The sequence below is a fragment of the Pseudacidovorax intermedius genome (assembly GCF_003350475.1).
GTDB lineage: Bacteria > Pseudomonadota > Gammaproteobacteria > Burkholderiales > Burkholderiaceae_C > Xenophilus > Xenophilus intermedius.
This window is the reverse complement of record NZ_QQAV01000011.1, coordinates 39,079-62,131: the sequence shown is the minus strand read 5'-3', so window position 1 is coordinate 62,131 and position 23,053 is coordinate 39,079. Positions and strand designations below refer to the sequence as shown.

Sequence of the window (23,053 nt, the reverse complement as noted above, 5' to 3'; positions counted from 1 at the left end):
CAGCGCTCAGCCGAACTGCCCGAACGAGGTGCGCAGCCCCTGGTAGTCGGTCGGCCCGCTGTTTTCCGGCGGATGGCCGTACAGCGCCAACCAGCCGGCAATGCTGGGCAAGCGCTTCTCGAAGTAGCGATGCAACTGGTGCCAGTCGCCCTGCGGGGTGTGGCTGGCCACCATCTCCAGGCCTTCCACCGCCATGGCCCGCAGGCTGGTCACCATGGCCAGACCCGAGCCGTCGATCTGCTGCAGGCTCACTTCGCGGCCCTGCGCCAGCACCTCCTGCAGAACACGGCGATGCACGGCAAAGTCGGCCCAGGCGCGCTTGATGCAGGCGTCGCTGAGCTCACGGAACACCCAGTGCATGTTGGCAGCAAAGAGCGTCGCCACCTGCTCCGCCTGGCGCGCGGCCTGCCGACCCGCCACATACTGCAGGCGCAGCGCCAGACACAACGCCACCAGTACCGACGCCGCCTGGACCCACGCCGCCCATTCGCCGGAGGTTCGCGGCGGCGCGATCCACAACGCCGCCGTCGCACCGGCCAGAAGGCCGCCGATCCCGACGCAAGGAAGCCAACGAAACGCTACACCGCTTTTCATGCCGCCAATCCTAGGCGCCGAAGTCACTTCAAAGGTAGCGAAAACTTCACAATTAGAAACACGTTTCGCAACCAAACTGCAGTTATTAACAAATCCGGGCGTCCCGCAAGGGCCCCTTCCTACAGGACGACGGGATGGGGCTCCCTAGGTTCACAAGTCCAGCCGACTTGCCGCACCTTTACGTGCAGGGCCGGCACACGACCTCTGGAGACCCCATGAAGCCTTTCGCACTGACCCCGGACATGCTGTCGACCCTCGGCAAGACCTTCTATCCGACCGGGCACGCCCTCCTGATGTTCCGGGACGCCGAGGCGGCGCGGGCTGCGGCAGAAGCGCTCGCCCAGGGCGGCGTGGCCAGCGACGACATCGCCTTCGTTCCTGCCGAGGCCATCACCGGCCCGATCGGCGCCACGGCATCGGAAGCCGACGATCCGCTGCCCTCCCCCGGCACCGAAGGCGCCACCGTTCGCGCCTACGTGCGCTTGGCGCGCGAGGGCCATGCCGGCCTGCTGGTGCGCACCGAGGACGACGAGGACGTCGAGCGGATCCGCAGCCTGCTGCGCGAGAACCCCTTCGTGATGGGACAGCGTTACCGCGCGCTGGTCATCGAGGACCTATGACGCCGCCGCCGGCACCGGTGGCAGCGCCCGGCGGAGTACATCGCCCGCCATGGCCTGGGCGAGTTCGTGCTCTCCCAGATAGACCGTCGCCGCGAGTTCCTGCCGCAGCAGTTGCGCCTCGTCCTCGTTGTGGCTGCGCAGGACGACCTCCACCTCGGGATTGAGCGCGCGTGCCGTGTCGATCATCTGACGCACGTTCAGTGGATCGGCGATGGCCACCACCAACACGCGCGCCCGGGCGATGTGGGCCTGGATGAGCACGGACGGCTCCGCCGCATCGCCCCAGACCGCCGCACCACCTTCTTCGCGCAGCCGCTCGATCAGCTCGCGGTTCTGGTCCGCCACCACGAAGGGGATGTCGTGGGCGCGAAGCTGCGCCGCAATGCGCCGGCCGACACGGCCATAGCCCACCAGCACCACCTGCCGTGACAGGTAGCGTGCAGCCGTGGTCGCAGGCAGTTCCGCCAGCGGGTCGTCGCGCGCCTCCAGCCGTCGGGCCAGCGAGGAATGCAGGCGCAACCAGTTCAGGATCGGCTGGATGGCGCTGAACCACAGCGGATTGGTCGCGATGGACACCAGCGCCCCGGCCAGGACCAGGCTCTGCGCCTCCGGCGGCAGCAGTTCCATGCGCAAGCCCAGCGCCAGGAGGATGAAGGAGAACTCACCGATCTGCGCCAGGCTGGCACTCACCGTCAGCGCGGTCGCCAGCGGATAGCGGAAGGCGAGCACCAGCAGGCAGGCCGCCACCGACTTGCCCACCACGATCACCAGCACGACCGCCAGCACCTGCAGTGGCCGACTGAGCAGGACGCCGGGGTCGAACAGCATGCCCACCGACACGAAGAACAGCACGGCGAAGGCGTCGCGCAGCGGCAGCGACTCCTCCGCCGCCCGGTGGCTGAACTCGGACTCGCGCATCACCATGCCGGCAAAGAAGGCGCCCAGCGCAAAGGAGACGCCGAACAATGAAGCCGACGCAAACGCGATGCTCACCGCCGCCGCCACCACGCACAACGTGAACAGCTCGCGCGAGCCGGTGCGCGTGACCTGCCACAGCAGCCAAGGGAAGAGACGGCGCCCCACGATCAGCATCAGTGCGACGAAGCCGCCGACCTGCAGCAGCGTGATGCCGAGCGTGCGGGACAGCGACGCCATGGAGCCATCGCTGCCCTCCTCGGCGCGGCCACCCAGCACCTGCGCCAGCGGTGGCAGCAACACCAGCACCAGCACCATCGCCAGGTCCTCCACCACCAGCCAGCCGACGGCGATGCGGCCGGTGTGGGTGTCCAGGATGCCCAGGCTCTCGAGCGCCCGCAGCAGCACCACCGTGCTGGCCACCGACAGCGCCAGCCCGAAGACCAGCGCCGCCCCGAGGCTCCAGCCCCACCACAGCGCCAGCAGCCCACCCATGCAGGTGGCGGCCACGATCTGCACCAGCGCACCCGGCAGCGCGATGCGCCGCACCTGCAGCAGGTCGTCCAACGAGAAATGCAGGCCCACCCCGAACATCAGCAGCATCACGCCGATCTCGGCCAGTTGCGAGGCGATGTCGGCATCGGCCACGAAGCCGGGGGTGAAGGGGCCGATGATCACGCCAGCGAGCAGGTAGCCCACCAGCGCCGGCAACCTCAGACGGGCGGCGATGAATCCGAGGGCGAGTGCCAGCCCCAGGGCGGCGGCGATCGTGCTGATGAGGGAGGCGCCATGGTGCATCGACCCATTTTGCAGGACGCCGCCGGGCGCACCGCGACGCCGGGGTTTGCCTGGCCCCGGAAGCGCGAAGCCCGCGCAAGGCGGGCTCCGAGATCCCCCGGCGAGGCCGGGGCGAAGGGGGACGCGCCCCCGTTCAATGCATGTGCAGGCCGCCGTTGACCGGGAAGTCGGCGCCCGTCGAATAGCCGCCTTCGCTGGAGGCCAGCCAGGAGATGATCGAGGCGATCTCGCTCGGCTCGCCCAGGCGCTTGACGGGGATGGTGCCGACGATCTTGTCCAGCACTTCCTGGCGGATGGCCTTGACCATGTCGGTGCCGATGTAGCCCGGGCTCACGGTGTTGACCGTCACGCCCTTGGTGGCCAACTCCTGCGCCAGCGCCATGGTGAAGCCGTGCATGCCGGCCTTGGCGGCCGAGTAGTTGGTCTGGCCAGCCTGGCCCTTGGCGCCGTTGACCGAGCTGATGTTGATGATGCGGCCCCAGCCCTTTTCGACCATGTCGCCCACCACCTGCTTGGTGACGTTGAACATGCTGTTGAGGTTGGTCTCGATGACGGCGTTCCAGTCGTCGGGCGTCATCTTCACGAACATGCGGTCGCGAGTGATGCCGGCGTTGTTGACCAGCACATCGATGCTGCCGTGCTCGGCCTTGGCCTTGGAGAAGGCCTCCACCGTCGACTCCCAGTTGCCGACGTTGCCGACGGAAGCGTGGAACTCGAAGCCTTCTTCCTTCTGCTCTGCAAGCCACTTGCTGAAATCGCGGGTCGGCCCGCAACCGGCGATCACCGTGAATCCATCCTGATGCAGACGGCGGCAGATTGCGGTTCCGATGCCTCCCATGCCTCCGGTGACGTAAGCGACTTTCTTGCTCATTCCTGTGCTTTCCTTGGGTTGATCCGGCTTCCTTGCCGGCTCGGTCACTTTAGCGACATTTCTTGAGGTTTCAGTGGCATGGCCCCTCTAAAGAGATGAGGACAAACCGCAGGTCAAACCCAGGCAAGCAACGGCGTGCACACCGTCCGTGCATGCAAAAGCCCCGCCGGGCGCATCGTGCACCACGGCGGGGCCTTGGGAAGAGACAGGACGATGTCTGGGCGCGCCGGTCAGCGGCGGCGCTGACGCTGGAAGAGCAACGCCAGAAACACCAGCCCGAAGGCGACGAAGCACAGGAAGGACCAGTTGGCGATCGACAGGCCCAGGAAGGTCCAGTCGATCTGCGAGCAGTCGCCGCTGCCGCGGAAGATCATGGGCACGACGCGCTGCAGCGGGAAGGTCTCGATCATTCCGTAGATGTCGCGACCGCAGCTCGCGAACTCCGGCGGATGCCATTGCAGCCAGCTCTGCCGCGCGGCAGTGAAGGCGCCACCCGCCGCGAAGACCAGGGCGACGAAGCCCCAGAACTTGCGCAATCCGCTGCCGCCGGTGGCGGCCGCCAAGGCACTGAATACCGCCACCAGGATCAGCGCATAGCGCTGGACAATGCACATGGGACAGGGCTCGAGCCCCACCACATGCTGCAGGTACATCCCAAATGCCAGCATGGCCACGCAGGCCGCGGCGATGAGCCCGTGAATGCGCCGGGGCGCGCCGAAGAGTTGGTTCAAATCCCTGATCCTTGGTCAACGAAGACGCGGGCCCGGCGCGGGCTCGCGACCACCGTGTCGCCCTCGCGCAGACCCAACTCGCGGAACTGCTGGGCAGGAATCTGCACCTCGATCACGGTTCCACCTCCGGGATTATCCGGATTCGTTTCCACCGGTTCGAGTTCCATCCGCGCGATCGGACCGACCACGATGGCACGGGTGAGGCGCGCGACGATGCCGTGTGCCTGCGCCTGGCCGGCCGCATATGGCGCGATGTCGAAGTCGTGCGGACGCACATAGGCCAGCGCCTTGGCGTCCTGAACACGGTCTGCCTCCGTCGCAGCAAAGCGCATGCCCTGCTGCAGCTCGACCTCGCCCTCGTGGGCCCGGCCGTGGAACAGGTTCACGTCGCCCAGGAAGCCGTACACGAAGGGGCTGGCCGGATGGTCCCAGACCTCCTGCGGCGAGCCGACCTGCTCGATGTGGCCGCTGTTCATCAGCACCACGCGGTCGGCCACCTCCAGCGCCTCTTCCTGGTCGTGCGTCACGAAGATGGAGGTGACATGCAGCTCGTCGTGCAGCCGGCGCAGCCAGCGGCGAAGTTCCTTGCGCACCTTGGCATCCAGCGCGCCGAAGGGCTCGTCCAGCAGCAGCACCTTGGGCTCCACCGCCAGCGCACGCGCCAGGGCGATGCGCTGGCGCTGGCCGCCCGACAGCTGGGCCGGGTAGCGGTCGGCCAGCCAGTCCAGCTGGACCAGCTTGAGCAGGTCCAGCACCTTGGCCTTGATCTGCGCCTCGCTGGGCCGATCCCGGCGGGGGCGGATGCGCAGGCCGAAGGCGACGTTGTCGAACACCGTCATGTGGCGGAACAGCGCGTAGTGCTGGAAGACGAAGCCCACCTGCCGCTCGCGCACGTGCACGTCGGTGGTGTCCTCGCCGCTGAACAGGATGCTGCCGGTGTCGGCGGTTTCCAGGCCCGCGATGATGCGCAGCAGCGTGGTCTTGCCGCAGCCCGAGGGGCCCAGCAGCGCGAACAGCTCGCCCGAATCGATGTTCAGGCTGACGTCGCGCAGCGCATGGAAGTCGCCGAAGCGCTTGCTGACGTTGCGGATTTCGATGCTCATGGTTTGGCTAACTCTTGTTCTGTTCGGGCGCCCGCCACGCGGGCGGCGGGGCCACTCTGGAAGGCGGACTCAGGCGGTGGGCGCCGGCCGCTCAGGCGGCAGTTCGGCCAGGGCCTTCATCTCCCGCTCGTGGCGCCACTCGGCCACCGTCTTGATCACCAGCGTGACCAGGGCCAGCACCGCCAGCAGCGAGGCCACGGCGAAGGCGGCGACGGACTGGTACTCGTTGTAGAGCACCTCCACATGCAGCGGCATGGTGTTGGTCTGGCCGCGGATGTGGCCCGAGACCACCGACACCGCGCCGAACTCGCCCATGGCCCGCGCATTGCACAGGATCACACCGTACAGCAGGCCCCACTTGATGTTGGGCAGCGTCACGTGCCAGAAGGTCTGCCAGCCGCTCGCGCCGAGCACGATGGCGGCCTGCTCCTCCTCGGTGCCCTGGGCCTGCATCAGCGGGATCAGCTCCCGCGCGATGAAGGGGAAGGTCACGAACACGGTCGCCAGCACGATGCCGGGCACGGCAAAGATGATCTTGATGTTGTGCTCCGACAGCCACGGCCCCAGCCAGCCCTGGGCGCCGAACACCAGCACGTAGATCAGGCCGGCCACCACGGGCGAGACGGCAAAGGGCAGGTCCACCAGCGTCGTGAGGAAGGCCTTGCCCTTGAACTCGTACTTGGCGATGGCCCAGGCCGCCGCCACACCGAACACCAGGTTCAGCGGCACCGAGATGGCCGCCACGATCAGCGTCAGCTCGATGGCGGACCAGGCGTCGGGCTCCTTCAGCGCCTCCACATAGGCGCCCCAGCCCTTGCGCAGCGCCTCGGTGGCGACGGCGGCCAGCGGCAGCACCAGGAAGAAGAACATGAAGACCAGCGCCAAGCCGATCAGCGCCCAGCGCACGGCGGGCGATTCGGTAGTGCCCGCGCGCACCCGACCCCTGCCGGCGCGCATTCCGGTCGCACCGCTCATTGAAAAACCTCCGCGCTGCGCGCTGCGGTGCGAGCGGCCTTCGGAGCGGCCGTGCGGGCGCTCATGCCGACACCCCCCGCTTGCGCTGCCAGGCCTGCAGCGCGTTGATGACCAGCAGCATCAGGAAGGAGAAGACCAGCATGACCAGCGCCACGGCGGTGGCGCCCTGGTAGTCGTACTGCTCGAGCTTGCCGATGATGATGAGCGGCGTGATCTCGGAAATCATGGGCATGTTGCCGGCGATGAAGATGACGGAGCCGTACTCGCCGATGGCGCGGGCGAAGGCCATGGCGAAGCCGGTGAGCAGGGCTGGCGTGATCGAGGGCAGGATCACCAGGCGGAAGGTCTGCCAGCGCGTGGCGCCGAGCGAGGTGGCGGCTTCCTCCAGCTCCTTCTCGGTGTCTTCCAGCACCGGCTGCACCGTGCGCACCACGAAAGGCAGCCCGATGAAGATCAGCGCAATCACCACGCCAGCCGGCGTGAACGCGAGCTTGATGCCCAGCGGCTCGAGGTACTGGCCGATCCAGCCGTTGCCGGCCAGCAGCGCCGTGAGCGAGATGCCGGCCACGGCGGTGGGCAGCGCAAAGGGCAGGTCCACCAGCGCGTCGACGAGCTTCTTGCCCGGGAACTTGTAGCGCACCAGCACCCAGGCCACCAGCAGGCCGGCGAACAGGTTGACCAGCGCGGCCAGGAAGGAGGCGCCGAAGGTGAGCCGGTACGAAGCCAGCACGCGCGGTGCGGTGACGGCCACCCAGAACTGATCCCAGCTCATGGTGAAGGTCTTGAAGACCAGCGTGCTGAGCGGAATCAGCACGATCAGGCACAGATAGAAGATCGTGTACCCGAGCGTCAGGTGAAAGCCCGGCAGCACCCGCTTGGCACCGCCGGCCCTTGAACGTGAAACCGGCGCTGCCGGGGTCGGCAGCGCCGGTGAGGTCACACCAGCCATGGAGTCAGCGCGCGCCGGGGGTGTAGAGCTTGTCGAACTGGCCACCGTCGTTGAAGTGCACCTTCTGCGCTTCACCCAGGCTGCCGAAGAGCTCCTGCACCGTGAACAGCTGCAGCGGCTTGAAGGTGTCGGCATGCTTCTTCAGCACGGCCGGCGAGCGCGGGCGCAGCGCATGCTTGGCGGCGATCTCCTGCGCCTCGTCCGAGTACAGGTAGTTCAGGTAGGCCTTGGCCAGTTCGCCGGTGCCCTTCTTGGCGACCGTGCGCTCGACCACCGCCACCGGGTTCTCGGCCAGGATGCTGATGCTCGGGTAGACGGCATCGACCTTGCCGGTGCCGAAGTCGCGGTCGATGGAGACCACCTCGGACTCGAAGGTGATCAGCACGTCGCCGATGCTGCGTTGCAGGAAGGCCGTGGTGGCATCGCGGCCGCCGCGGGCCAGCACCGGCACGTTCTTGAACAGCTTGCCGACGAATTCGGCGGCCTGGGCGTCGGTGCCGCCCTTCTTTTTCACGTAGCCCCAGGCGGCCAGATAGGCATAGCGGCCATTGCCGCCCGTCTTGGGGTTGACGACCACGACCTGCACGCCGGGCTTGATCAGGTCGTCCCAATCCTTGATGCCCTTGGGGTTGCCGTTGCGCACCAGGAACAGCATGGTCGAGGTGGTGGGCGAGGCGTTGTCGGGGAATTTCTTGGTCCAGTCCTTGGCCACCACCCCCTTGTCGGCGAGGAAGTCGATGTCGGTGCTGGTGTTCATCGTCACCACGTCCGCATCGAGGCCGTCGGCCACCGAGCGGGCCTGGGCGCTGGAGCCGCCGTGCGACTGGTCGATCTTGACGTCCTTGCCGGTGGTCTTCTTGTAATGGGCGACGAAGGCGGCGTTGTAGTCCTTGTAGAACTCGCGGGCCACGTCATACGACGCGTTCAGCAGCTGGTTCTGGGCGAAGGCATTGCCGGCGAAGGCCGAAGCGGCCACCGTCAGGGCCGCGGCGAAGGTCTTGATCTTGGAATTCATAAGGTCGCGGAGTGTTGCACGGAAGACCGGTCCCCGGCCGTCAGACGGCTGGGGGCATCGGTCAGGGATTCAAGCAGCGCCAGCCCGAGCGGCCAGTCGCCATGGCCCGAATCCACGTTGATGTGGCCCGCATTCTGGATGCGGACGAATTCGCTGCCCCAGGCCCGGGCATAGGCGCCAGCCAGGCGCACCGGGCAGAAGGGGTCGGTGGTGCTGGCCACGACGATGCTGCGGTAGGGCAGGGGCGCGTAAGGAACGGGGGCGAAGTCGACCAGCGCGGCGCGGCGTTCCGGATCGGCCGGCGCCACCAGCAGCGCGCCCTCGACACGGGCCGCGGCCTCGGCGCCCAGGTGGCTGGTCGCGATGCAGCCCAGGCTGTGCGCCGCGATCACCACCGGCTCGGGCCGCGACAGGATCAGCCGCTCCAGCGTGCCGACCCAGGCCTCGCGCCGGGGCGAGACCCAGTCGTCCTGCACCACGCGCTCGGCGTCCTGCAGGCGCTCGGCCCACAGGCTCTGCCAGTGGCCGGGACCGGAGTCGCGCCAGCCGGGCACGATGATGATGCGCTGCGTCATGGCCGCGGGCGGCTCACTTGTTGGGCTGCGGCGTCACGCGCAGGTAGGGCCGCACCGCGTTCCAGCCCTTGGGGAAGCGGGCCTTCAGCTCTTCCGGGTCCTGGATGCTGGGCACGATCACCACGTCGTCGCCGTCCTTCCAGTTGGCGGGCGTCGCCACCTTGTGGCTGTCGGTGAGCTGCAGCGAATCGATCACGCGCAGGATCTCGTCGAAGTTGCGACCCGTGCTCGCCGGGTAGGTGATGGTGGCGCGCACCACCTTCTTGGGGTCGATGATGAACACGCTGCGCACCGTGGCGGTGGCCGAGGCGTTCGGGTGGATCAGGTCGTACAGCTCGGCCACCTTGCGATCGGCGTCGGCCAGGATCGGGAAGTTCACGGTGGTGTTCTGCGTCTCGTTGATGTCGCCGATCCATTCCTTGTGCTTGTCGGCCGGATCGACGCTGATCGCGATGGGCTTGACGCCGCGCTTGGCGAATTCGCCGCCCAGCGCCGCGGTCTTGCCCAGCTCGGTGGTGCACACCGGGGTGAAGTCGGCAGGGTGCGAGAACAGCACCACCCACGAATCGCCCGCCCAGTCGTAGAAATGGAGCGCGCCCTCGGAGGAATCCTGGGTGAAGTCGGGGGCGGTGTCACCGAGTCGCAGCGTGGCCATGGCGTGATCCTTTGTCAGGTGGAAGCAAGGGAGTCTGGATTCTGAGGACAAGCGCTTCGATCACAAACGAATATCTCCTTGTTTGGTTATGCGATCTCGACCATAAGCACCATTCCGGCGCTGGAAGATCCGGGCCGGCCCTGCGCAGCGGGCGTCATGCCAGCGGACTGCGCTCGGGCGGCTCGGCCAGCACCTCGCCAAGGAAGTCCAGCACCGCCCGGACCGCGGGGACCAGCGCGCGGCGCGGCGTGAACATGGCATGCACGAGACCGGGTGGCGGCTGCCAGTCGGGCAACACCGACTGCAGCCGGCCCGCCTGCAGGGCCTCGCGGCAGAGGTAGTCGGGCAGGAAGCCGATGCCCACGCCCTGCTCCACCGCGAAGCTGAGCGTCAGCAGGTCGTTCGCCAGGTAGCGCGGCGTCTGCATCAGCAGATGGGTGGCGCCGCCCGGGCCCTGCAGCAGCGTGCCGGCGCGGGCATCCGCGGCCGACATCGCGACGCATTCCACCTGCTCCAGCGATTCGGGATGCGTCAGCGGCCCGTGCCGCGCCAGCAAGGCTGGCGTGCCGACCAGGAGCAACTGGCTGCGGCCGAACACACGGGATGCGAGCGTGGCGCTGTTCTCGACCTCGTTGCGCACGCGCAGCGCGACGTCCACACCCTCTTCCACCGGGTCCACCGGCCGGTTCACCACCCGCATCTCCAGTTGCACGCCGGGATGGCGACTGAAGAATTCCGGCAGCGCGGGGCCCACGTTGCTCTGCGCCAGCGTCACCGGGCAGCTCAGTCGCACCAGGCCGCGCGGCTCCTTGCGCACCTGCGCCACTTCGGCAGCGCCCGCCTCGGCGGCCTCGCGCACGGCGACGCAGTGGCGCAGATAGACCTCGCCCGCGGGCGTGAGCGACAGCCGGCGCGTGCTGCGCTGGAGCAGTTGGACGCCCAGCGAGGCCTCCAACTGTGCAATGCGACGCGACAGGCGTGACTTGGGCACGTCCAGCGCACGGCTGGCGGCGCTGAAGCCGCCGCGCTCCACCACTTCGGCAAAGAAAACCAGGTCGTTGAGGTCCTGTACTGGGCTCATTGTTCCATCCAAAGAACGAATGGTCCCGATTTTGGCGGCTTATCGCCCTGTTGTCCCAGTTTTAGACTTCTTCCATCGCTCGAATCCGTCGGGCCCGTCTCTCTCAGGAGTGAAGAACATGAAACTGCTGCACATCGATTCCAGCGTCCTCGGCGCCAATTCCGTCTCCCGCCTGCTCACGGCCGAAGTGGTCCGCGACTGGGTGGCCGCCCATCCCGGCACCGAGGTGGACTATCTGGACTTGGCGGCCAACGCCCCGGCCCACTTCGGTGCCGACGCCCTGGGCGTGAAGGTGGGCGCCGAGGCCACCACCGAGGCGCAGAAGCAGGAAAACGCCGTCTCCGAAGCGCTGGTCAGCCAGTTCCTGGCTGCCGACGTGATCGTCGTGGGCGCACCGCTGTACAACTTCTCGATTCCCAGCCAGCTCAAGGCCTGGATCGACCGTCTGGCCCAGCCCGGCCGCACCTTCAAGTACACCGAGAAGGGCCCGCAGGGCCTGGCCACCGGCAAGACGGCGATCGTCGTTTCCACCCGCGGCGGCCAGTACTCCACCTCCGAAGCCGGCCAGGCGGCCGAGCATCAGGAAAGCTACCTGAAGGTGGTGTTCGGCTTCTTCGGCATCACCGACGTGCGCTTCGTACGCGCCGAAGGCCTGGCCATGGGCGAAGCGGCACGCGCCGCAGCACTGGAGGCCGCCCGCGCCTCGATCCCGGTCGCGGCCGGGGCTGCGGTCGCCGCCTGAGGCCGACGCCGCGCGCATGGCGCGGCGCCAACCAGCAACAAGAGGGTCCTGCGGGACCCTCTTTTCATGGGGCGAACAGCGCCAGCCCGCCTCAGGCTTCAGCCAGTTCAGTGCCGCCGGGTGCCGCGACCTGCGTACACAGACCCAGCTCCGCGCGCATCCGCTTCGCTGCGGCGACCATGTTGGCCAGGGCGGCCTCGGTCTCCGGCCAGCCCCGGGTCTTGAGGCCGCAGTCGGGGTTGATCCACAGATGGCCCGGCGGCACCACGTCGGCGGCCTTGCGCAGCAGGCGCAGCATCTCCTCGATCGGCGGCACGCGCGGCGAGTGGATGTCGTACACGCCCGGGCCGATCTCGTTGGGATAACGCATCGCCCCCTCCCCGCCGAAGCCGCGCAGCAGTTCCATGTCGGAGCGGCTGGTCTCGATGGTGATGACGTCGGCGTCCAGTGCGGCAATCTCCGCCAGGATGTCGTTGAACTCCGAGTAGCACATGTGGGTGTGGATCTGCGTCTCGTCGCGCACGCCCGAGGCGCACAGGCGAAAAGCGCGGCCGGCCCAGTCCAGATAGGCCTTCCAGCCGGCGCGCCGCAGGGGCAGGCCTTCGCGAAAGGCGGGCTCGTCGATCTGGATCATCCCGATGCCGGCGCGCTCCAGGTCGCACACCTCGTCGCGCAGTGCCCAGGCGATCTGCTCGCAGGTGAGGCTGCGCGGCTGGTCGTCGCGCACGAAGGCCCACTGCAGCATCGTGACCGGCCCGGTGAGCATGCCCTTCATCGGCCGCCGCGTGAGGCTCTGGGCATGGGCGGTCCATTCGACGGTCATGGCTGCCGGCCGGGCCACGTCGCCATAGATGAGCGGCGGCTTGACACAGCGCGAGCCATAGGACTGCACCCAGCCGTTGGCCGTGAACGCATAGCCGTCGAGCTGTTCGCCGAAGTACTCGACCATATCGTTGCGCTCGGGCTCGCCGTGCACCAGCACGTCCAGGTCCAACGATTCCTGGGCCCTCACCACGCGGGCGATTTCATCGCGCATGGCCTGGGCATAGGCTTCGGCCGACAGCGCGCCGCGCCGATGCGCCGCCCGCTGCGCCCGGATGGCACCGGTCTGCGGAAAGGAGCCGATGGTTGTGGTCGGCAGTGGCGGCAGCGCAAAGCGACGCCGCTGCGTCGCCTGCCGCTGCGCGAAGGGCGAGGCGCGGCGGTCGTCGCCGTCCACCCGGCGCGCGAGGCGCAGGGCGACGTCGGCCCGCCGGACCCGCGGACTGTGGCGACGGCTGGCGATGGCGGCACGCGCTTCGGCCAGGGCGGGCTCGATGTCCGCATCGCCGGCCAGTGCCCGGCGCAGCAGTTGCAGCTCTTCCAGCTTCTCGCAGGCGAAGGCCAGCCAGCTGCGCAGTTCGGCATCCAGCCCCTGCTCCGCCTGCAGCCCGAAGGGCACATGCAGCAACGAGCACGAGGGCGCCAGCCACAGTTCGCCGCGGTGCTTGGCGGCCACGGGCTTCAGCCGGCCGAGCGCCGCGTCCAGGTCGGTGCGCCAGATGTTGCGGCCGTCCACGATGCCGACCGACAGCACCTTGTGCGCGGGCAGCCAGTCGGCCACGCCGGTGAGCTCCTCGGGCGCCCGCACGGCGTCCACATGCAGCCCGGCCACCGGCAGCTGGCAGGCCAGGCGCAGGTTCTCCTGCAGCGGCGAGAAATAGGTCGCCAGCAGCAGCCGCGGCGCGTTGCGCGCCATCTGCCAGTAGCTGCGCTCGAAGCTCTGGCGCCACGGCTCGGGCAGGTCCAGGCCCAGGATGGGCTCGTCGATCTGCACCCACTCCACACCTTGCGCCTTCAGCCGCGCCAGCACCTGTTCGTAGACAGGCAGCAGCCCGTCGAGCAGGGACAGCCGCTCGAAGCCCGGGGCCTTCTCCTTGCCCAGCCACAGGAAGCTCAGCGGCCCCAGCAGCACCACCTTGACCGGATGGCCCAGCCCCTGCGCCTGGGCCACCTCGTCGAACAAGCGCTCGCTGGCGATGCCGCCGAACACGGTCGCCGGCCCGAACTCGGGGACGAGGTAGTGGTAGTTGGTGTCGAACCACTTGGTCATCTCCAGCGCATGCATGCCGGCCGCTTCGCCCGCGCCCACGCCGCGCGCCATGGCGAAGGCCCGGACCAGCTCCGGCTCGTCGGCGGACAGGCCGAAGCGCTGCGGTTCGCAGCCGAGCAACTGCATGTGGTTGAGCACCTGATCGTAGAAGGCGAAGTCGCCGACGGTGACGAAGTCCAGGCCAGCCTGGCGCTGGAGGGCCCAGTGGCGTTCGCGCAGTCCGGCGCCGACGGCCTCCAGCGCGTCGGCGTCGATCTCACCGCGCCAGTGGGCCTCGAGGGCGAACTTCAGTTCTCTGTGGGCGCCGATGCGCGGGAATCCCAGGATGTGTGTGCGAGTCATGCCGGCATCATCCCGGCGCGCCAACTATGATTCAAACGAAACTTTTTGCGGTATTGCTTGAATAAATTTCATGACCCAGCCGATCCTGGAAATCCGCCACCTGCGTACCCTGTCCGCCCTGCGCGACACAGGCAGCCTGGTCCGGGCGGCGCAACTGCTCAACCTCACACAGTCCGCCCTGTCTCACCAGATCAAGGCGCTGGAGGCGCACTACGGCTGCGCGCTCTTCGAACGCAAATCGCTGCCGCCTCAGTTCACTGCCAGCGGCCTGCGGCTTCTGCAACTGGCCGACAGCGTGCTGCCGCAAATGGAAACCGCCGACCGGGACGTTGCACGTCTGGTGAGCAGTGGCGGCGGGCAGTTGCGCATCGTCGTCGAATGCCACACTTGCTTCGACTGGCTGATGCCGGCCATGGACACCTTCCGCCAAGCCTGGCCGGAAATCGAGCTGGACATCGTGTCCGGCTTTCATCCCGACCCCGTCGCATTGCTGCTGCAGGACAAGGCCGAGGTGGCCATCGTCTCGGAACAGGACGCCACGGAGCCGGTCGACCATCACGCGCTGTTCCGCTTCGAAATCGTCGCGCTGATGGCCAACGGGCACGGGCTGGCCGAAAAGCCGTACCTCACGGCCGAGGATTTCGCCGATCAGACACTGATCACCTATCCGGTGCCGGACGAGATGCTGGATGTTCTGCGCCAGGTGATGCAGCCCGCCGGCCTGCAGCCCCGGCAGCGTCGGACGACCGAGTTGACCGTCGCCATGCTGCAGCTGGTGGCCAGCGGCCGGGGCATTGCCGCGCTGCCGTGGTGGGCGGTGCAGAGCTACCTGCAACGCGGCTATGTGAGCGCCCGGCCCATCGGACCCGCCAGCCTGCGCGGCGAGCTGCACATGGCCTGCCGGCCAGGGCTATCGGCCCAGGCCTGGCTGTCGGACTTCGTGCGGATCACGCGCGACAGCTGCTTCAAGCGGCTGCCGGGGATCGAGCTGCTCTGACAAGGTGTGAACCCTCAGACGCTGGCGTGTCGCTTGACCCAGGCGACGTACTTGTCCATCCAGCCCTGCAGGAACTGGCGCGTGGCCTCGATGCCGATGTGGCCCTTCTCGTCGAACAGGTCGTCCTTGTTCTGGATGAAGGCCTCGGGCTGGCCCAGCGTGGGCACGTCGAGGTAGGCCAGCACGTTGCGCAGGTGCTGTTGCGCCAGCGCGGTGCCGATGGCGCCCGGCGAGATGCCGATAACCCCCGCCGGCTTGCCGCCCCAGGCGTTCTGGCCGTAGGGCCGCGAGCCGTGGTCCAGCGCGTTCTTCAGCACGCCGGGAATCGAACGGTTGTACTCGGGCGTGACGATCAGCAGGCCCTGGGCGCGGGCAATCTCGGTCTTGAGCTGCTGCACCTCGGCCGGCTGCTTGCCGTCGAGGTCCTGGTTGTAGAGCGGCAGGTTGTCGATGCGCAGGTGCTCGAAGGTGAAGTCCTCCGGCGCCAGCGCGGCCAGCGCCAGGGCCAGCTTGCGGTTGAGGGAATCCTGGCGAATGCTGCCGACCAGGACGGCGATGCGGTATTGGCTCATCGAAGACGCTCCTCTTGCGGGGTGGATGCGAAAAGCCTCGATGCTGGCGGCCCCTCGTCCGCGCGTCTGTCAGTCGCAGGCGCACGCACCGGCGGTTACACCCCGCCGGGCCCGCGATGCCCGGCGTTCAGCAATCGCCGGGGCGCGATCCGCGGTTCTTCTGCAGGCTGGCCTGCGTGACCGAGGCGCCCGGCAGCACGTCGTCGGTCACCCATACATTGCCGCCAATGGTGGCGCCCTTGCCGATGGTCACGCGGCCCAGGATGGTGGCCCCGGCGTAGATCACCACGTCGTCCTCCACCACCGGGTGGCGCGGCAGGCCCTTCTGCGGATGGCCGTTCTCGTCGATGGGAAAGCGCTTGGCGCCGAGCGTGACCTGCTGGTACAGGCGCACATGCTGGCCGATCACCGCCGTCTCGCCGATCACGATGCCGGTGCCGTGGTCCATGAAGAATCCGGCGCCGATGGTCGCGCCCGGATGGATGTCGATGCCCGTCTGCGCATGGGCGCGCTCGGCCACCATGCGCGCCAGCAGCGACAGCCCCAGCCGGTAGAGCGGATGCGCGATGCGGTGGTGGATCATGGCCGTCACGCCCGGGTAGCACAGCAGCACCTCGTCCACGCTCTGCGCCGCGGGGTCGCCCTGGTAGGCGGCCATGACGTCGGTGTCGAGCAACGCACGGATGGCGGGCAACTGCAGGGCGAATTCGCGGATCCGCTGCTCGGCGTCGGCCCGAAGCTCGGCCGGGGTCACGGCGTCGAGACGGCGCACGTGCCGCAGTTCCTGCACCGCCTGCTCCTGCAACTGGCGCAGGGCCTGGTCGATGGTGTGGGCGACGTAGAAGTCTTCGCCCTCCTCCCGCAGGTGGGCGGGCCCCAGCCGCATGGGAAAGAGCGCGCCGATCAGGCTTTCGACCACCTCGTCGACGGCGGCACGCGAGGGCAGTTGCCGCTCGCCGCCGGCCACGCGCTGCTGCGCGCTGCGCCATTCGTTGCGCACCTGGCGCAGGGACGAGACGATTTCATCGATGGGGAAGGCGGACATAGGCGTGGGCGCGGCAGTGACACAGGGCCCCGCCCGGAAAGGCGGGGCGCCTATTCTGCGCGACTGGCCGTGGGCCCGCCTTGTCCCTCGCGCGGTGGGTGAATCCGCCCACCCTGCACCGCGGCGACGCAGTCCGTGGCAGGGCGCGCGGCGTGCCCTGCCCCTTGGCGCCTCACTTCTGCTTGTTCGTGTAGATCTGGTCGAAGGAGCCGCCGTCGGCAAAGTGCGCCTTGTCCGCCTTGGCCCAGCCGCCGAAGGCCTCGTCGATGGTGAACAGCGCCAGCTTGGGGAATTGCGCGGCGTACTTGGCCTTGGCCTTATCGCCCGTGGGGCGGTAGTAGTTGCGGCCCGCGATGTCCTGGCCTTCGTCCGAGTAGAGGAACTTGAGGTATTCCTCGGCCACCGCGCGGGTGCCCTTCTTGTCGACCACCTTGTCGACCACGGCCACCGAGGGCTCGGCCAGGATCGAGATGGACGGCACGACGATGTCGAACTTGTCCGGGCCGAACTCCTTCACGGCCAGGAAGGCCTCGTTCTCCCAGGCCAGCAGCACGTCGCCCACGCCGCGCTGCACGAAGGTGATCGTGGCGCCGCGCGCGCCCGTGTCGAGCACCGGCACGTTCTTGAAGAGATTGCCGATGTATTCCTTCGCCTTGGCGTCGCTGCCGTACTTGCGCTTGGCGTACTCCCAGGCCGCGAGGTAGTTCCAGCGGGCGCCGCCCGAGGTCTTGGGATTGGGCGTGATCACCTGCACGCCGGGCTTGACCAGGTCGTCCCAGTCCTTGAGGCCCTTGGGGTTGCCCTTCTTCACCAGGAAGACGATGGTCGAGTTGTAGGGCGCCGAGTTGTGCGGCAGCCGCTTCTGCCAGTCGGCCTTGACCAGGCCGCCATGCTCGACCAGCGCGTCGATGTCGCCGCCCAGGGCCAACGTGGCCACGTCGGCGTCGATGCCGTCGATGATCGAGCGGGCCTGCTTGCCCGATCCCCCGTGCGACTGCTTGATCACCACATCCTGGCCGGTCTTGCCCTTCCAGTACTTGGCGAAGGCCTTGTTGTAGTCCACGTACAGCTCGCGCGTGGGGTCGTACGAGACGTTGAGCAGCGTCACGGTCTGTGCCCAGGCCGGCAGGGACAAGGCCGCCGCAGCACTGGCAACCAGGGAAAGCTTGATAAAGTCACGGCGGAGATTCATGTTCATGCCTTGTTGTGCATAAGGTCGATGAATTGAATTCTGGATACCGCATAAGGAAAGGGGAACGACGGAGTTCTCAGTTCTAAATAGCGAAATCAGCTAAGCCGGTCGTCGTCCCTCGCACCGCCCCCCTCCCTCAGTTCTCTACACAAGAAAGCCCCCCATGGCACGCATGGTTCAATGCATCAAGCTCGGCAAGGAAGCCGAGGGCCTCGACTTCCCGCCCTATCCCGGCGAACTCGGCAAGCGCATCTGGGAAAACGTCAGCAAGGAGGCCTGGGCCGCCTGGCTCAAGCACCAGACCATGCTGGTCAACGAGAACCGCCTGAACCTGGCCGATGCCCGCGCCCGCCAGTACCTGGCCCGGCAGATGGAAAAGCATTTCTTTGGCGAGGGCGCCGACGCCGCCCAGGGCTACGTGCCGCCGCCGGCGGCCTGAGCCGGTAGTCCTTTCCCGCCCCGTTCCGGCCGCGCCCTCATGCGCGGCGCGGCTCGCGACATGAGCGACATCCTCACCTGGAACGATGAAGGCCAGCCCTTCAGCCCCCGCTTCCAGGACGTCTACCACTCCATCACCGGCGCATTGGCCCAGGCACGGCATGTGTTTCTGGGCGGATGTGGCCTGCCCGGCGCCTGGGCCCAGGCCAGGCAGTGGCGCGTGCTGGAGACGGGCTTCGGCCTGGGCCTGAACTTCCTGGTGACCTGGCTCGCGTGGCGCCAGGACCCGCAGCGACCCCAGATCCTGCATTTCGTCTCGGTCGAGGCCTATCCGGTCTCGGCCGCAGACATCCGCCGCGCCGCGGCTCTTTATCCGGAACTGCAGGAGCTGGGCGAACAGCTGGGCGACCAGTGGCATGGCCTGCTGCCAGGCTTCCACCGCCTGGCCTTCGAAGGTGGACGCGTGCTGCTGACGCTGTGCATCGGCGACGCCCGAGCCATGCTGCGGGCGCACCAGCCCTTCGAGGCGGACAGCCTGTTCCTCGACGGTTTCAGTCCCAGCGTGAATGCCGAGATGTGGTCGCCCGAGGTGTTCAAAACCCTGGCCCGCTTCTGCCGGCCCGGCACGGCCGTGGCCACCTGGACCGTGGCGCGCGCCGTGCGCGATGCACTGGTCCCCCTCGGTTTCGTGCTGGAGAAGGCGCCAGGCCTGCCGCCCAAGCGCGACTGCCTGCGCGGGCGCTACGCCCCGGCATGGCCGGTGCGGCGTCGGCCGCAGGCCGAGGATGCCGAGCGGGTGGCGTCGCCCGGGCGATGCGCCGTGATCGGCGCAGGCCTCGCTGGCGCGGCCGTGGCCCATGCCCTGGCCCGGCGCGGCTGGCAGGTGACCGTGCTCGATGCCGCGGACCGTCCTGCGGCAGGCGCGTCGGCCCTGCCCTTCGGCCTGATGGCGCCGCATGTCTCCCCGGACGATGCGCTGCTCTCGCGCCTGACCCGCGCCGGCATCCGCGCCACCTGGTCGCAGCTGTGCGCGCTCGACCTGGTCGAGGGCGTCGACTGGGCCGCCACCGGCGCGGTCGAACGGCGGGATGCCGCGTCGCTGCGTCTGCCGCCCGAATGGGCGGAGGCCGGCGGCTGGAACGAGACCACCCCCGTCACCGCCGCTGCGCTCGTCGCCGCCGGGCTACCGCCCGGCACGCCGGCACTGTTCCATGCACGCGCCGGCTGGGTGAAGCCGCACCGGCTCGTGGCCGCCTGGCTGGACCATCCCGCCATCGCGTTCAGCGCTGGCGCGCCCGTGGAACACATCGAAGCCGCGCCGGCCGGCGGCTGGCGACTCCGGGATGCTGGCGGCAAAGTGCTGGCAGACGCGGACCGCGTGGTCATCGCCGCCGGCCCGGCCACACGACGGTTGGCACCGGCCCTGCCGCTGCAGCCTGTGCGCGGCCAGATCGTCTGGGGCGAGATGCCGCCGGCCATGGCCGCCGTCGGCCGTCGCATCCCGGTCAACGGGGATGGACACCTGATCGCCGGCGTGAGCGCGTCCGCGGACGCTGCCCGCCCGCTGCAGTGGATGACCGGCTCCACCTACGAGCCGGGCGACACCGACACCGCCATCCGGCCGGCGGACCGCGCGCACAACCTCGCGCGCCTGGCCCGGCTGCATCCGGCGCTGGCCGCTTTTGCCCAGGAGCCGCAGGCCGGCCTGCACGACTGGGCCGGCGTGCGCTGCGCCTCTGCCGACCGCCGGCCGCTGGTCGGTCCGATCGACCCTGCCGCACCGTCCGGCCCCTGGGCCTGCACGGCGCTGGGCTCGCGCGGGCTGAGCTTCGCCGCCCTCTGCGCCGAGCTTCTGGCTGCGCGCTGGCACGGCGAGCCCCTGCCTGTGCCGTCGGCCCAGGCCCGCGCGCTCGACACACGTCGTCTCTGGCGCTGAACGGCGCCAGCCGATGCGCCCCTTGTGTCGGCCTGCCCATCGCCCTGGTTTCATCGCGCCTGCCTACCATCGCCCCATGGCCACCCGCTACGACATCCTGCACACCACCACCTATCGCTACCACGAGGCGGTGAACTTCGGCCTGCACCGCGTGATGTTCCGCCCCCGCGACAGCCACGACCTGCGCGTGCTGGCCACCGACCTGCAGGTCAGCCCCGAGGCGCATGTGCGGCTGATCCAGGACCCGCACTCCAACTCGGTCGCGCTGGTCCAGCCCAAGGAGCCGGCGGCCGAGCTGACGATCGCCTGCGCCTTCACCATCGAGCATGTGCCGGCACCGGAGGACGAACTGCAGCTGGACCCTGGCGCGGAGTTCCTGCCCTTCGCTTATTCGCTGCAGGAACGGCTGGACCTGGAGCACTACCTGCGTCCGCACCACGACGACCCGGACGGCACGCTGATCCGCTGGGCGCACCAGTTCCTGCACACCGATGCGCCCAACAGCACGCGCGAGACGCTCACACGCATGAATGCCCACATCAACCAGAGCCTGAGCTACCAGGCCCGCGAGGAGGAAGGCACCCAGACGCCGCTGGAGACGCTGGCCATCGGCGGCGGCAGCTGCCGCGACTACGCCCTGCTCATGATGGAGGCCGCGCGGCGGCTCGGCATCGCGACCCGCTTCGTCTCGGGCTACCTCTACGACCCGATGCTCGACGGAGGCAGCGACGCGCAGGAGGACCAGGACGGCCCCGCCGAGCGCATCGTCGGGGCAGGCAGCACGCATGCCTGGCTGCAGGCCTACCTGCCCGGCGCCGGGTGGGTGGCCTTCGACCCCACCAACAACATCATGGGCAGCGGGCGACTGATCCGCGTGGGCGTGGCACGCGACCCGGCCCAGGCACCGCCCATCGCAGGCAGCTGGTTCGGCGAACCCGAGGCCTATGCCGGCATGGAGGTCGTCGTGAAGGTCACCAAGCGCCGCGATTGAGGTGCGGCTCCCGAGCCGGGCGACAAAGCGCGCACGGGCGGGCGGAGGCAAGGCCCATCTTTCCGGAACGGCAGCGCCTGTAGGACCGGTCCCCAACTTGACAGGCGCGCGGGCAAATCCCTAGGAACCCGTTCAGTCGCCGCGATAGGCTGGCGCGCCGCTTCGAGGGCGGCACAGTCAAGACAACACGGAGACACCCCATGGATGCATTCCAGAGCCAGCCGCTGCGGCTGATCGCGGCCGCGGCCGTCCTTGCCCTGAGCGCGTGCGGCGGTGGCGGCGGATCGAACGTCGCCTTCACACCCATTCCCGCGCCCAGCCCCGCACCGGCCCCTGCGCCCACGCCGGCCCCCGCGCCCGTGCCCGAAGAGACGCGTCCTCAGGACAGCCGCAACAGCTTCGTCCCTGCCGAACCCACGGCGACCACCTTCACCGCACTGGCCGCCGCGCCGGGCGACACCGTCGACGTCACCACCACCAGCCGCTGGGCGGGGGTGATGGGTGGCGCGGCCTACCGCGTCGAAGTGCCGACCAACTGGAACGGCAAGCTGGTGATGTATGCCCACGGCTATGCCGGCACGGGCAACACGCTGGCGGTCAGCAACCCGTCGATCCGCCGCTACCTGATCCAGAACGGCTATGCCTGGGCCGCGTCCAGCTACACCAAGAATTACTACGACGTGCGCGCCGGCGTGGAAGACACCAACGCACTGGCGCTGGCCTTCAACGACATCGCCAAGGCCCGTGGTCGCACGCTGGCGGCGCCCTCGCGCATCTACATCACCGGGCATTCGATGGGTGGGCACATCACGGCGTCGGCCATCGAGGCCGAGACCCTGGCCACGGCCCGCAACAAGGTGAGCTACGCCGGCGCCGTGCCCATGTGCGGCGTGCTGGGCGACACCGAGCTGTTCGACTACTTCTCGGCGGCGCAACTCACGGCCCAGGCCCTGGCCGGTGTACCCAAGTACCCGCTGACCAACTGGAGCGACATCCAGAACCTGGTGCTCGGCCAGCTGTTCTCCAGCGTCACGGCGACCACGCTCACGCCCACCTCACCGCTGGGACTGCAATACGCCTCGGTCATCAAGAACCTGACCGGCGGCCAGCGGCCACTGTTCGACATCGGTTTCACCCAGGGCGGCTCCTTCCAGGCGCCTCTGGGCCTGTTTGGCAGCGACGGGACGGTCGCGGGCATCCTGAACAAGAACGTGACGGACACCAACCGCTTCACGTACACCATCGACGGCAACACGACGGCCTCGGCCGCGCTGAACGCATCGGTGCAGAAGCTCACGGCCGACACTGACGCCAATCGCCTGCGCCGCGACGGCCTGCGCTGGATCCCACGCAACAACGGCGACATCAAGATTCCGGTGGTGACGCTGCACACGCTGGGCGACCTGTTCGTGCCCTTCAGCATGGAGCAGATCTACCGCCAGCGCGTGGTGGCCAAAGGCAATGGCAACTGGCTGGTGCAGCGGGCCATCCGCGGCATCACGCACTGCGACTTCACGGTCGCGGAACAGGTCGCCGCCTTCGACGCCATGATCAAGTGGGAGCGCGACGGCGTGAAGCCCACTGGCGACGACGTGCTGACGGCCGGCACGGTCGCCAACACCAGCTATGGCTGTGCCTTCACCAACAACGCCGTCGGCCAGGACGACAGCCAGCAGGTGGCCGGAATCCGGACCCTGCTGGCAGGCGCCGCCCCCTGCCCGCAGTGATCGTCCGCGGCAGGCAGCGCGAGCAGCCGCGTCGCCCGCCGCCATGACGGCAGAACGCCGGCCCCGGGGCCGGCGTTCTGCATCTGGGGCTTCGCGC

At 68.6% G+C, this 23,053-nt stretch carries 22 protein-coding genes; 7 read left to right on the top strand and 15 right to left on the bottom strand.

The features are described from left to right. Positions 1-6: 6 nt before the first annotated feature. Positions 7-621 carry a hypothetical protein gene (locus tag DFR41_RS28195; protein ID WP_147284414.1) on the bottom strand — a complete coding sequence of 205 codons (615 nt, stop codon included), beginning with the start codon at positions 619-621 and terminating at the stop codon, positions 7-9. A gap of 188 nt (positions 622-809) precedes the next feature. Between DFR41_RS28195 and DFR41_RS22215 the strand changes: the two genes are divergently transcribed. Beyond that, a complete protein-coding gene (locus DFR41_RS22215; RefSeq protein WP_114804318.1) occupies positions 810-1,214 on the top strand; it encodes a hypothetical protein in 405 nt (134 codons plus the stop codon). Here the strand turns inward: DFR41_RS22215 and DFR41_RS22210 are convergent. The 10 genes from DFR41_RS22210 to DFR41_RS22165 all read right to left on the bottom strand — a co-directional run bounded on the left by DFR41_RS22210 (position 1,209) and on the right by DFR41_RS22165 (position 10,882). Further along, positions 1,209-2,927 carry a cation:proton antiporter domain-containing protein gene (locus DFR41_RS22210; RefSeq protein ID WP_017758535.1) on the bottom strand — a complete coding sequence of 573 codons (1,719 nt, stop codon included), beginning with the start codon at positions 2,925-2,927 and terminating at the stop codon, positions 1,209-1,211. The two genes, DFR41_RS22215 and DFR41_RS22210, sit on opposite strands and share 6 nt — an antisense overlap. A gap of 133 nt (positions 2,928-3,060) precedes the next feature. Then, entirely contained in the window at positions 3,061-3,798 is a 738-nt protein-coding gene (phbB, locus tag DFR41_RS22205; protein ID WP_017758534.1) for an acetoacetyl-CoA reductase, read from the bottom strand. Between the two features lie 230 nt (positions 3,799-4,028). After that, a complete protein-coding gene (locus DFR41_RS22200; RefSeq protein WP_017758533.1) occupies positions 4,029-4,529 on the bottom strand; it encodes a disulfide bond formation protein B in 501 nt (166 codons plus the stop codon). Continuing rightward, entirely contained in the window at positions 4,526-5,632 is a 1,107-nt protein-coding gene (locus tag DFR41_RS22195; RefSeq protein ID WP_017758532.1) for a sulfate/molybdate ABC transporter ATP-binding protein, read from the bottom strand. The genes DFR41_RS22200 and DFR41_RS22195 overlap by 4 nt, the downstream gene beginning before the upstream one ends. A 69-nt stretch (positions 5,633-5,701) precedes the next feature. Then, a complete protein-coding gene (cysW, locus tag DFR41_RS22190; protein ID WP_043118522.1) occupies positions 5,702-6,607 on the bottom strand; it encodes a sulfate ABC transporter permease subunit CysW in 906 nt (301 codons plus the stop codon). 61 nt (positions 6,608-6,668) lie between these two features. Continuing rightward, positions 6,669-7,556 (bottom strand): sulfate ABC transporter permease subunit CysT, encoded by an 888-nt coding sequence (gene cysT / locus DFR41_RS22185; protein ID WP_076509989.1) that lies wholly within the window; start codon positions 7,554-7,556, stop codon positions 6,669-6,671. 4 nt (positions 7,557-7,560) lie between these two features. Next, the gene (locus tag DFR41_RS22180) at positions 7,561-8,571 is read right to left on the bottom strand and encodes a sulfate ABC transporter substrate-binding protein (protein WP_017761946.1); all 1,011 of its coding nucleotides are present in this window, start codon (positions 8,569-8,571) and stop codon (positions 7,561-7,563) included. Then, positions 8,568-9,146: an RBBP9/YdeN family alpha/beta hydrolase gene (locus tag DFR41_RS22175; RefSeq protein WP_017761947.1), complete on the bottom strand. Its 579-nt coding sequence runs from the start codon at positions 9,144-9,146 to the stop codon at positions 8,568-8,570. Before DFR41_RS22175 ends, DFR41_RS22180 begins: the two co-directional genes overlap by 4 nt. 13 nt (positions 9,147-9,159) lie before the next feature. Beyond that, entirely contained in the window at positions 9,160-9,801 is a 642-nt protein-coding gene (locus tag DFR41_RS22170; protein ID WP_017761948.1) for a peroxiredoxin, read from the bottom strand. Between the two features lie 154 nt (positions 9,802-9,955). After that, positions 9,956-10,882: a LysR family transcriptional regulator gene (locus DFR41_RS22165; RefSeq protein WP_017761949.1), complete on the bottom strand. Its 927-nt coding sequence runs from the start codon at positions 10,880-10,882 to the stop codon at positions 9,956-9,958. A gap of 118 nt (positions 10,883-11,000) precedes the next feature. Here DFR41_RS22165 and DFR41_RS22160 point away from each other — a divergent pair, with 118 nt between their 5' ends. After that, positions 11,001-11,624: an FMN-dependent NADH-azoreductase gene (locus DFR41_RS22160; protein ID WP_114804316.1), complete on the top strand. Its 624-nt coding sequence runs from the start codon at positions 11,001-11,003 to the stop codon at positions 11,622-11,624. Between the two features lie 91 nt (positions 11,625-11,715). Here DFR41_RS22160 and metE read toward each other — a convergent pair whose 3' ends face one another. Continuing rightward, a complete protein-coding gene (gene metE, locus DFR41_RS22155; RefSeq protein WP_114804315.1) occupies positions 11,716-14,058 on the bottom strand; it encodes a 5-methyltetrahydropteroyltriglutamate--homocysteine S-methyltransferase in 2,343 nt (780 codons plus the stop codon). Between the two features lie 70 nt (positions 14,059-14,128). Here metE and DFR41_RS22150 point away from each other — a divergent pair, with 70 nt between their 5' ends. Then, on the top strand, positions 14,129-15,055 hold the full coding sequence (locus DFR41_RS22150) for a LysR family transcriptional regulator (protein ID WP_114804314.1): 927 nt from the start codon (positions 14,129-14,131) through the stop codon (positions 15,053-15,055). A gap of 14 nt (positions 15,056-15,069) precedes the next feature. Here DFR41_RS22150 and DFR41_RS22145 read toward each other — a convergent pair whose 3' ends face one another. From DFR41_RS22145 to DFR41_RS22135, 3 genes are all read right to left on the bottom strand, one after another. Then, the gene (locus DFR41_RS22145) at positions 15,070-15,627 is read right to left on the bottom strand and encodes an NADPH-dependent FMN reductase (protein ID WP_114804313.1); all 558 of its coding nucleotides are present in this window, start codon (positions 15,625-15,627) and stop codon (positions 15,070-15,072) included. Positions 15,628-15,754: 127 nt separating this feature from the next. After that, on the bottom strand, positions 15,755-16,672 hold the full coding sequence (gene epsC / locus DFR41_RS22140) for a serine O-acetyltransferase EpsC (protein ID WP_114804312.1): 918 nt from the start codon (positions 16,670-16,672) through the stop codon (positions 15,755-15,757). Between the two features lie 172 nt (positions 16,673-16,844). Beyond that, positions 16,845-17,864: a sulfate ABC transporter substrate-binding protein gene (locus DFR41_RS22135; protein WP_114804380.1), complete on the bottom strand. Its 1,020-nt coding sequence runs from the start codon at positions 17,862-17,864 to the stop codon at positions 16,845-16,847. A gap of 163 nt (positions 17,865-18,027) precedes the next feature. On the opposite strand from DFR41_RS22135, the gene DFR41_RS22130 reads away from it, so the two are divergent. From DFR41_RS22130 to DFR41_RS22115, 4 genes are all read left to right on the top strand, one after another. Then, entirely contained in the window at positions 18,028-18,303 is a 276-nt protein-coding gene (locus tag DFR41_RS22130) for an oxidative damage protection protein (protein WP_017758688.1), read from the top strand. Positions 18,304-18,363: 60 nt separating this feature from the next. Next, positions 18,364-20,238: a bifunctional tRNA (5-methylaminomethyl-2-thiouridine)(34)-methyltransferase MnmC2/FAD-dependent 5-carboxymethylaminomethyl-2-thiouridine(34) oxidoreductase MnmC1 gene (mnmC, locus tag DFR41_RS22125; protein WP_114804311.1), complete on the top strand. Its 1,875-nt coding sequence runs from the start codon at positions 18,364-18,366 to the stop codon at positions 20,236-20,238. A gap of 76 nt (positions 20,239-20,314) precedes the next feature. Then, positions 20,315-21,229: a transglutaminase family protein gene (locus tag DFR41_RS22120; RefSeq protein ID WP_017757338.1), complete on the top strand. Its 915-nt coding sequence runs from the start codon at positions 20,315-20,317 to the stop codon at positions 21,227-21,229. A 200-nt stretch (positions 21,230-21,429) separates the two neighbouring features. Then, positions 21,430-22,956, top strand: coding sequence for an alpha/beta hydrolase family protein (locus tag DFR41_RS22115; protein ID WP_017757337.1), 1,527 nt, complete (start codon positions 21,430-21,432; stop codon positions 22,954-22,956). Positions 22,957-23,053: the final 97 nt, after the last annotated feature.